This window comes from Nocardia mexicana NBRC 108244 (assembly GCF_001613165.1).
Lineage (GTDB): Bacteria > Actinomycetota > Actinomycetes > Mycobacteriales > Mycobacteriaceae > Nocardia > Nocardia mexicana.
The window spans coordinates 1-9,456 of record NZ_BDBV01000139.1 but is presented as its reverse complement, the minus strand read 5'-3'; the positions used below and the strand labels follow the sequence as shown (position 1 = coordinate 9,456).

The window sequence follows — 9,456 nt, the reverse complement described above, 5'->3', positions numbered from 1 at the left end:
CTCGTCGGTGGCCAGCCGCCGGGCCCGGCCCACGTGCCCGCCGCTGATCGAGGCCGCCCAGGCCGCCTTGTCGGCGGCCAGGCCGTCGCGGTCGCGCAGCACCCGGGCGATGGCGTCGGTCGACGGCGTGACCAAATGCACGTGGCGGCAACGGGATCGCAGCGTCACCGAGATGTCCTCGGGGTCGTCGGACGGGGCGCACAGCAGGAACACCGTCCGCTCGGGCGGCTCCTCGACCACCTTCAGCAGCACATTGCCGGCCGCCTCGGTCAGCCGGTCCGCATCCTCGACCAGCACCACCTGCCAGCGACCGGTACTGGGCCGCCGCGCGGACACCTGCACGATCTCGCGCATCTCCTTGGTGCCGATGCTGAGCCCCTCGGGAATCACGCGGCGCACGTCGCCGTGGGTGCCCGCCATCGTGGTGGTGCAGGCGTGACAGCGGCCGCAGCCGGGGCGCTCGGGATCGGTGCACTGCAGGGCCGCCGCGAAGCACAGCGCCGCGACCGAGCGGCCCGAACCGGGCGGCCCGGTGAACAACCAGGAATGCGTCATCGCCGACGACACGACACCACTGCGCGCGGCCACCGCGGCAGCGGTCAGCTCGGACTCGACCGCATCCTGGCCGACCAGCCGATCGAAGACACCCGCCACGTCGTACACCCTAGCCGCCGTCACCGACAACTCGAGCCGCCCCTCGGCGGCCGCGATCTACTCAGGAGACGCGCTGGTGCGTCGTGTTGGCACCGTCCAGCGCCTCGCGAATGATGTCGGCGTGCCCGCTGTGCTGCGAGATCTCCCGCAGGATGTGCAGCAGGGTGAACCGGACCGTCCACCACACCCGCTCGGGCGCCCAGGGCGCGGTCGGGGTGGGGATCGAGGTATCCAGGCTGTCGACGGTCCGGATCAGTTGAGTGGTGTTGTCCGCCACCACATCCCATTCCTTCAGCAGCCCCTCGACCGTCTCTTCGGGCGCCAGCTGGTACTCCGAATCGAATTGGGACACATCGAGTTCCGCGTTCTCGTCGCGCTCGACGATGACGCTCGTCCAATGCTGCTCGACATGCACCAAGTGGTGCAGCAATCCGCCCAACGTCAGCTCGCTGACCGTACTACGTTGCCGCGCCTGGTCATCTTCCAAGCCGCGCAACGTGATTCGGAACATTTCGCGCTGCTCGGACAGCATCGCGATCAGGTTCTCACGTTCCGGTTCGGTGCGTTCGGTCGATGGTGCGGTCATCGAGTGTCCTTCCGCCGGCGGGCCCGAATGGCTGCCCACGCTACGGCAGAACGCCACGAACGGAAGGGTACTGGCCGATTTCCGCCATCACAACGCAGGGGTGGCCGCAATCAGTATGTCGCCCTTCAGGACTTGGACGACGTCTTCTTCGCGGCCGCCTTCTTCGCGGTGGACTTCTCGGCCGTCTTCTTCGCGGCGGTCTTCTTCGCCGTCGTCGTCTTGGCCGCGGCCTTCTTGGTGGTCTTCTTCGCGGTCTTCTTGGCCGCCTTCTTCACCGGACCCCGGGCCCGGCGATCGGCCAGCAGCTCCGAGGCACGCTCGTCGGTGATCGCTTCGACCTCGTCGCCCTTGCGCAGGCTGGCATTGGTCTCGCCGTCGGTGACGTACGGCCCGAATCGGCCGTCCTTGATGACCATCGGCTTACCGCTGGCCGAGTCGTTGCCGAGTTCGCGCAGCGGTGCGGCGCTCGCCGCCTGGCGACCCCGCCGCTTGGGTTCGGCGTAGATCTTCAGCGCCTCGTCCAGCGTGACCGAGAAGATCTGGTCCTCACTGGTGAGCGACCGAGAATCGGTGCCCTTCTTCAGATATGGGCCGTAGCGGCCGTTCTGCGCGGTGATCTCGTCGCCGGATTCGGGGTCCTTGCCCACCACTCGTGGCAGCGACAGCAGCTTCAGCGCATCCTCGAGGGTGATCGTCGACAGGTCCATCGATTTGAACAGCGATCCGGTGCGCGGCTTGGGACCGGCGGCCTTCTTCGAGCTCTTCTTGGCGTCCGGATCGACCTCCGGCTCCGGCAGTACCTCGGTGACGTACGGCCCGAATCGGCCCTCCTTGGCCACAATTCGGTGCCCGGTCTCCGGATCCTCGCCCAGGGAGCGGCCCTCCTGCGGGGTCGAGAACAGCTTCTCGGCGACCTCGGGCGTCAGCTCGTCCGGCGGCAGATCGTCGGGCAGGTTCGCCCGCTGCGAGACCGGATCACCCTCCGGGTCATCGGGATTGGCGACCATGCGCTCCAGATACGGCCCGAAGCGTCCGACGCGCACGACCACATCGCGGCCCTCGTCGTCGGTGAACATCTTGATCGAGTTGACCGAGCGCGCATCGATGTCGTCGAGCTGCTGGCCGACCATCCGCTTCAGCCCGCCGGAGCGCGCGACCGAGCCTTCGACACCGTGGTCGCCGCCGAAATAGAAGCTGGACAACCAATTTCCGCGCTGTTCGCGACCGCCGGCGATGGCGTCGAGATCGTCCTCCATCGCCGCGGTGAAGTCGAAGTCGACCAGGCGGCCGAAGTACGCCTCCAGCAAACCCACCACCGCGAACGCCACCCACGACGGCACCAGCGCGTTGCCGCGCTTGTACACATAGCCGCGGTCGAGAATGGTCTTGATGATCGACGCGTAGGTCGACGGGCGGCCGATGCCCAGCTCTTCCAGTGCCTTCACCAGCGACGCCTCGTTGTAGCGCGGCGGCGGATTGGTGGTGTGCCCGTCCGGGGTCAGCTCGGTCGCGCTGACGCCCTGGCCCTCGGTCAGCGCGGGCAACCGCGATTCGGCGTCATCGGACTGGCCGCCCGAATCCTCGTCGACACTCTCCACGTAGGCCTTGAGGAAACCGGCGAAGGTGATGGTGCGGCCGGAGGCGGAGAACACGCACTCCTCGCCGGTCCCGGCGTGGCCGGTGATCCGCACGGTCAGCGTGGTGCCGCGGGCGTCGGCCATCTGAGAGGCGACGGTGCGCTGCCAGATCAGCTCGTAGAGCCGGAACTCGTCGGTATCCAGCCGCGAACTCAGTTGTCCGGGTGTGGAAAACGTGTCACCGGACGGCCGGATCGCCTCGTGCGCCTCCTGCGCGTTCTTGACCTTGCGGGTGTACTGCCGCGGCGTCGGATGCACGAACTGAGGCCCGTACAGCTGGGTGGCCTGCGCCCGGGCCGCGGCGATGGCCGACTCCGACAGCGTGGTCGAGTCGGTACGCATATAGGTGATGTAGCCGTTCTCGTACAGCCGCTGCGCCACCCGCATGGTGCGCTCGGAGCTGAAACGCAGCTTGCGCGCGGCCTCCTGCTGCAGCGTCGACGTCATGAACGGCGCGTACGGGCGGCGGGTGTACGGCTTGGACTCGACCGAGCTGACCTGGAAGTCGACGCCCTCGAGCGCCTCGACCAGCCGACGTGCGTGGCCCTCGTCCAGCACGGTGACACCGCTCGTCTTGAGCTGACCGTCGGATCCGAAGTCTCGGCCGCCCGCCACGCGGGAACCGTCGACGCTGACCAACCGGGCCCCGAACGTGCGCGGGTTGGCGGCATCGCCCTCGCCGGTTCCGGCATCGAACTTTCCGGCGATGTCCCAGTACTCGGCGGAACGGAACGCCATGCGCTCGCGCTCGCGCTGCACGATGATCCGGGTCGCCACCGACTGCACGCGGCCCGCCGACAGCCGCGGCATGACCTTCTTCCACAGCACCGGACTGACCTCGTAGCCGTACAGCCGGTCCAGGATGCGGCGGGTCTCCTGCGCGTCGACCAGATCGTTGTCCAGGTCGCGCGTGTCGGCCGCGGCGGCGCGGATGGCGGGCTCGGTGATCTCGTGGAACACCATCCGCTTGACCGGCACCTTCGGCTTCAGCGTCTCCAGCAGGTGCCACGCGATGGCCTCGCCCTCGCGGTCGGGGTCGGTGGCGAGCAGCAGTTCGTCGGCGTCCTTGAGCAGGCTCTTCAGCTCGGAGACCTTGGCCTTCTTATCCGGGCTGACCACATAGATCGGCTCGAAATCGTTGTCGACGTCGACACCCAGGCGCGCCCAGGACTGCCCCTTGTACTTGGCGGGCACGTCCGCCGCGCCGCGTGGCAGGTCACGGATGTGGCCGACCGAGGCCTCGACCGTATAGCCGCGGCCGAGGTAGGGGGCGATCTTGCGGGCCTTGGTCGGTGATTCGACGATCACGAGACGACGCAGGGGACGGCCCTGGTCGGGAGTCGGCGCTGCACCGCGGTCTCGTGTTGCCACCGGCGAACACACCTTTCCTGTCGACCCGCGCGGCGCAGGCGACGCAGCGCGCGGCTGGGGCAAGCGGCGGAAGACAGATGTCCCCCGCCGATGACGTTTATACCGTGTTTGTGGTCGCACCTGCGGTACGACGGGTTCACGGACCGCCACACTTCCGGTGCGGCTTGATGGTTAGCCCCGGTTTGCGGTCGAGTGTACTGCCCCAGAAACAGCTCGTCCCCCACCGCAGTGGGCGGTGAGGGACGAGCGATCGGACCTTGTTGGGTTGCCCGCTCAGCTGAGCGCGCGAACTCCGGTGGCCTGCGGGCCCTTGGTGCCCTGGCCTACCTCGAATTCGACCTTCTGGTTCTCCTCGAGGGTGCGGAAGCCCGTCCCCTGGATCTCGGAGTAGTGGACGAAGACGTCAGCGGAGCCGTCCTCGGGCGCGATGAAGCCGAACCCCTTCTCCGCGTTGAACCACTTCACAGTTCCCTGTGCCATTCTGTTCCTTCTCTTTCCATACCGGAACGGCGGACAAGTTTGGTTCGTCCACCGGGTCCGTTCCGACCGCTGTACTCTGTTCCCCCTGCAGGAAGCATCAAGCACACCGTTCGCAACATCGATCCTGCTGATGGTTTGGACTTTGGATCCGTTCCCTCGAACACAGAAGCTTGCGACCAGGAACCAGTGAACCATGTCTCCGAGCAATTCAACAGTCGAGTTACCGACAATTTGCAAAAAAGATGATCTTGCGAATGCGCAGGTGAGGGGCACAATGCCCAAATCCAGACTTGGAGTAGGTTTGCTTCCGGATAACCGAGCGAGCGTCAGGCAAACTGGCTGTGACGCAGATCGCTACTCGGTAGTGAAAAGGCAGGTAGGGCTCTTGCAACACACACGATTCACACATTCCTTGCGTGTCGTGGTCTCAGCTCGATGAATCCGACCGACCCGTCTGCTCCAGTTCGTCCACTCGGACATTCGAGCTTTGGTCGATCGTTGCTGAATCGTGTCCTTTTCGGACTACCGGACGGAGACGCCCGTCTCACTCATGTGACCGAGTTGCCCGCGCGCGCGGCACAGCTCACAACATGGCCCTCGTGGGTGTCGCCGGAATTGGTCGCCGCGTTACAGGAAACCGGAGTTCAGGCACCGTGGTCGCATCAAACTCGCACGGCCGAGCTCGCCGCGAGCGGACAGCACGTCGTGGTGTGCACGGGGACCGCATCGGGCAAGTCGCTCGGTTACCAACTGCCCGTTCTGACCGCCCTACAGCAGGATTCGCGGGCGACCGCGCTGTACCTCTCCCCTACCAAGGCGCTGGGGGCGGACCAGTTGCGCGCGACCGGGGCCCTCACCCACGAGGGCCCGCTGCGCGATATCCATCCCGCTACCTATGACGGGGACACTCCGGCCGAGGTGCGGCAGTGGGTGCGCGCGAACGCCCGCTGGATCTTCACCAATCCGGACATGCTGCACCTGGGCATTCTGCGATCGCACCAGCGATGGGCGCGGGTATTGCGGCAGCTGCGCTATGTGGTGGTCGACGAGTGTCACGCGTACCGCGGGGTGTTCGGCTCGCACGTGGCGCTGGTACTGCGGCGGCTGCGGCGGATCGCCGCGCACTACGGCGCCGACCCGGTGTTCGTGCTGTGCTCCGCCACCACCGCCGACCCGGCGGCGGCCGCATCCCGGCTCGTCGGGGCGCCCTGTGTCGCGGTGACCGAGGACGGCTCGCCGCAGGGGGCACGCACCGTGGCGCTGTGGGAGCCCGGCCTGTTGCCGGTGTCCGATGTGGGCGGCGAGAACGGCGCCCCGGTACGACGGCCGGCGACCGTCGAGGCGGCCCGGATCATGACGGATCTGATCGCCGAGGGCGCTCGCACCCTGACCTTCGTGCGATCCCGCCGGTCCGCCGAGGTGGTGGCGTTGGAGACCCGGCGCATGCTGGCCGAGGTCGATCCGGAGCTGGCCGCACGGGTGTCCGCCTACCGGGCCGGATACCTGGCCGAGGACCGTCGTGAGCTGGAGGCGGGGCTGTCCGACGGCTCGCTGCTGGGCGCCGCGACCACGACCGCGCTGGAGCTGGGCGTGGACATCGCCGGGCTGGATGCCGTGGTGATCACCGGTTTTCCGGGCACGGTCGCCTCGTTCTGGCAGCAGGCCGGACGGGCCGGACGGCGTGCGCAGGGATCGCTGGTGCTGCTGGTGGCGCGCGACGACCCGCTCGATATGTATCTCGTGCATCATCCGCAGGCCCTGCTCGGACGACCCGTCGAGGCGACGATCACCGATCCGCGCAATCCCTATGTATTAGGCCCCCACCTTCTGTGCGCGGCCTTGGAACAACCGCTGACCGATGCGGAGGTGGACGAGTTCGGCGCCGCCGACCTGGCCGCCGAGTTCGCCGCGCAGGGGCTGATCCGGCGGCGGACCGCGGGCAAGGGCCCGGCACGCTGGTTCGCCGTCGCCGCGGACCAGCCGCACGACGCCGTCGACGTGCGCGGCGGGATCGGGGCTCCGGTGGCCATCGTCGACGAGGAGAGCGGACGGCTGCTCGGCACCACCGACGCGGGCCGCGCCGCGGCCACCGTGCACGAGGGCGCGGTGCATCTGCATCAGGGCGAGACCTATGTGGTCGATGAGCTGGATTTGGACGCCGGCGTGGCATTCGTGCATGCCGACCAGCCCGGATGGACGACCAGCGCGCGGGTCGTCACGTCCATCGCCGTCGATGAGGTGACCACCGAGCACCGCCACGGCGCGGTCACCGCCGCGCTGGCCCGGGTCCGGGTGAGCACCCGGGTCGTGGGGTATCTGCGCCGGCTGCCGACCGGGGAGGTGCTGGATCTGGTGGAGTTGGAGCTGCCGGAGCAGACCCTCCCCAGCCGTGCGGTGTTCTACACGGTCACCCCCGCCCTGCTGGCCCGCGCGGGGATCGACCAGAAGCGGGTGCCGGGGGCGCTGCACGCCGCGGAGCATGCCGCGATCGGGATGCTGCCGCTGGTCGCGAGCTGCGACCGCTGGGATATCGGCGGCGTGTCGACCGCAGACCACCCCGACACCGGGCTGCCCACGGTCTTCGTCTACGACGGTCATCCCGGGGGCGCCGGATTCGCCGAACGCGGGTTCGACCGCCTGCGGACCTGGCTGGCGGCCACGCTCGCGGTCATCGAGTCGTGCGGCTGCCCGAGCGGCTGCCCGTCCTGTGTGCAGTCGCCCAAGTGCGGCAACGGAAACCATCCGCTGGACAAGCTCGGTGCCGCGGCGCTGCTGACCGCCGTGCTGGCGGAGCTGCCGGACGACCGGCCCGATCACGATGGTGCGCCCGAAACGTGACGGTCCGGTCATCGGTATGAGACTGCACCGCAACTCCTGGATCAGGAGCGAAAGGACGGTCTGCGCAGCGAGCTGCGTCACCGATGACACTTCAACAAATGAATAAAGAGGATTGTGCTCATGTTAACCACGGCATTGCTCCTTCGATTTAACCGGCCCCGTAGATTCGCGCGAATAGCGAGACGAGGACAAATTGAAAAGCGGTGATACCAGAATTCCGGGCCCGGTCGAATTCGACCGCCTCGGCCCTGTGCGGCACGGGATGTGGCTTGGGTCACGCATTCTTTGTATTACCAACCGTCCGGTATTCAAGATCGTTCATGGTGGTTCGCCGGGCTCGGTCGCGGGACCGGCGCGCGCCGTGGCACGAACCACTCGCGTACCCAGGGGTCCCGCCGTCACGGTCGCCGTCACGGTGACGGTCACATCCCACTCGGCGACCTCGCAGGCGTGCACCCGCACTCGCATGCGCCGGGCGAGTGCATCGACCCGCCCGCAGCCGGTATCGGCACCGGCCGCAAGCTCGCCTGCCGCGGCGAGAGCGCTCAGGTCGGCCGCCGCCTGCACCCGATGACGCGTCACGACCACGGTCCCGATGTGCGCGATCAGCAATGTCGCCGCCAGCAGCCCGGCCAGCACGAGGCACGCCGTGACTGTGGCGATGCCGTCGTCGCCGCGTCCCACTGCGGACAGATGGCCGTCGCCCCCGCGCACTGTGAGCGGGAGTCGGCAGCGAGCGCGCAGGCCGCGGCGGGACGGCCGGATTCGGTCGCGCCGACCGTGGCACGAGGCCGTCGATGCCCACGCAGTCACCGCTCCGCGGCTCGGCCACTGCGCCGCGGCCGAGCGCGCGAGTGGGCTGGTCGCTCGCCCGCTCACCCCGATTCCCCCGGCTCCAGCACCGCGACCGCCTCGGCGTGGAGCTCGAGCGGAAGCAGTGGCGTGCCCGCGGTGACGACCGCGATGACCTGGTCGCCGTCCGTCCGGATGGTGATCTCGGCGCCTCGCGGCGCGATCCGGCGGGCGGCGGGCAGCGCGTCGGAGTCGGCACCGCGGGCGACCAGGCGGGCCGCCTCGCGGGCGGCGTCGACGCAGCGGACCTGAGTCGGCGCCGCCAGCAGACCACCGAGGCACAGCAGCACCGCGGCCACCAGGGCGGCCAGGGCGATCGCCGCCTCCACCGTCACCGCACCCCTGTCGTCGCCCGGGTACCGGTAATCCGTTGTGGCCGAAGGCGCTTCGAATCCGGCCGCTACACCTCGGTGTTGAGTGCCCGATCGATGATCCGGGTCAGGGCGTTCACGATCGAATCGCCGGTGACCACCGTGTACAACACCGCGCCGAACGCCGCGGCGGCGATGGTGCCGATCGCGTATTCGGCGGTACTCATGCCCTCGTCGGCCACCGCCGCCTGGACCAGGCGCGAGCGCACCTCCATTACCGCAGAACGAATTGCCAAGCGCACCGCTGTCCCCTCTCTCCTCCGCCGGCGCGGCCGGTCCGCGCCGAGGCTCCCGTGTGTTCACAGCACCCCGCCCTCGAGCACTCGGTCGGCCAGGCCCGCGACCACCGGGACGATGCCCAGGCAGACGAATGCGGGCAGGAAACACAGACCGAGCGGTCCGCTGATCAGGACCCCGGCCCGCTCGGCGCGGGCTGCGGTCGCGTCTTCGACGGTGCCCCGGCATTGCGTGGCCAGATCGGACACCGCGGCCGCGAGCGCGGCACCGGATCGGGCAGAGCGGCGCACCAGCCGGGCCAACGCCCGGACCTCGTCACTCCCGGACTCTTCCGCGGCCCGCTCCCAGGCGGCGACCGGGTCCGCGCCGAGCGCCAGCAGGTCGGCTGCGCGTCGCAGGGCGCCGGCGATCGGCGCGGGCGCGGCGGGAG

The 9,456-nt window shown here is 68.7% G+C and carries 9 protein-coding genes; 1 reads left to right on the top strand and 8 read right to left on the bottom strand.

Annotation, left to right across the window (positions count from 1 at the left end):
* The 4 genes from NM1_RS38845 to NM1_RS38830 all read right to left on the bottom strand — a co-directional run.
* Nucleotides 1–654 (bottom strand): DNA polymerase III subunit delta' (locus NM1_RS38845; RefSeq protein WP_068032532.1); only part of this gene is annotated, 654 nt, incomplete at its 3' end.
* Between the two features lie 61 nt (nt 655–715).
* Nucleotides 716–1,240 carry a DinB family protein gene (locus tag NM1_RS38840; RefSeq protein ID WP_068032524.1) on the bottom strand — a complete coding sequence of 175 codons (525 nt, stop codon included), beginning with the start codon at nt 1,238–1,240 and terminating at the stop codon, nt 716–718.
* Between the two features lie 125 nt (nt 1,241–1,365).
* Complete coding sequence (gene topA / locus NM1_RS38835) at nt 1,366–4,248, bottom strand: type I DNA topoisomerase (protein ID WP_068032522.1); 2,883 nt, start codon at nt 4,246–4,248, stop codon at nt 1,366–1,368.
* A gap of 273 nt (nt 4,249–4,521) precedes the next feature.
* Nucleotides 4,522–4,728: a cold-shock protein gene (locus NM1_RS38830; RefSeq protein ID WP_019044597.1), complete on the bottom strand. Its 207-nt coding sequence runs from the start codon at nt 4,726–4,728 to the stop codon at nt 4,522–4,524.
* A gap of 435 nt (nt 4,729–5,163) precedes the next feature.
* Here NM1_RS38830 and sftH point away from each other — a divergent pair, with 435 nt between their 5' ends.
* A complete protein-coding gene (gene sftH, locus NM1_RS38825; protein ID WP_068032519.1) occupies nt 5,164–7,566 on the top strand; it encodes a DEAD/DEAH box helicase in 2,403 nt (800 codons plus the stop codon).
* A gap of 318 nt (nt 7,567–7,884) precedes the next feature.
* Here sftH and NM1_RS38820 read toward each other — a convergent pair whose 3' ends face one another.
* The 4 genes from NM1_RS38820 to NM1_RS38805 all read right to left on the bottom strand — a co-directional run.
* Nucleotides 7,885–8,250: an Rv3654c family TadE-like protein gene (locus NM1_RS38820; protein ID WP_307719356.1), complete on the bottom strand. Its 366-nt coding sequence runs from the start codon at nt 8,248–8,250 to the stop codon at nt 7,885–7,887.
* A gap of 191 nt (nt 8,251–8,441) precedes the next feature.
* The gene (locus tag NM1_RS38815) at nt 8,442–8,753 is read right to left on the bottom strand and encodes a TadE family type IV pilus minor pilin (protein ID WP_068032515.1); all 312 of its coding nucleotides are present in this window, start codon (nt 8,751–8,753) and stop codon (nt 8,442–8,444) included.
* Nucleotides 8,754–8,818: 65 nt separating this feature from the next.
* Nucleotides 8,819–9,004 (bottom strand): DUF4244 domain-containing protein, encoded by a 186-nt coding sequence (locus NM1_RS38810; RefSeq protein ID WP_174556959.1) that lies wholly within the window; start codon nt 9,002–9,004, stop codon nt 8,819–8,821.
* A gap of 84 nt (nt 9,005–9,088) precedes the next feature.
* Nucleotides 9,089–9,456, bottom strand: a 368-nt coding sequence (locus NM1_RS38805) for a type II secretion system F family protein (protein ID WP_174556958.1), incomplete at its 5' end; no start/stop codon positions are given.

Bases quoted from the DNA above. Each gene is read 5' to 3' on its own strand.
- NM1_RS38840 (WP_068032524.1), bottom strand. From the start codon at position 1,240: ATGACCGCACCATCGACCGAACGCACCGAACCGGAACGTGAGAACCTG.
- NM1_RS38830 (WP_019044597.1), bottom strand. From the start codon at position 4,728: ATGGCACAGGGAACTGTGAAGTGGTTCAACGCGGAGAAGGGGTTCGGC.
- sftH (WP_068032519.1), top strand. From the start codon at position 5,164: ATGAATCCGACCGACCCGTCTGCTCCAGTTCGTCCACTCGGACATTCG.
- NM1_RS38810 (WP_174556959.1), bottom strand. From the start codon at position 9,004: ATGGAGGTGCGCTCGCGCCTGGTCCAGGCGGCGGTGGCCGACGAGGGC.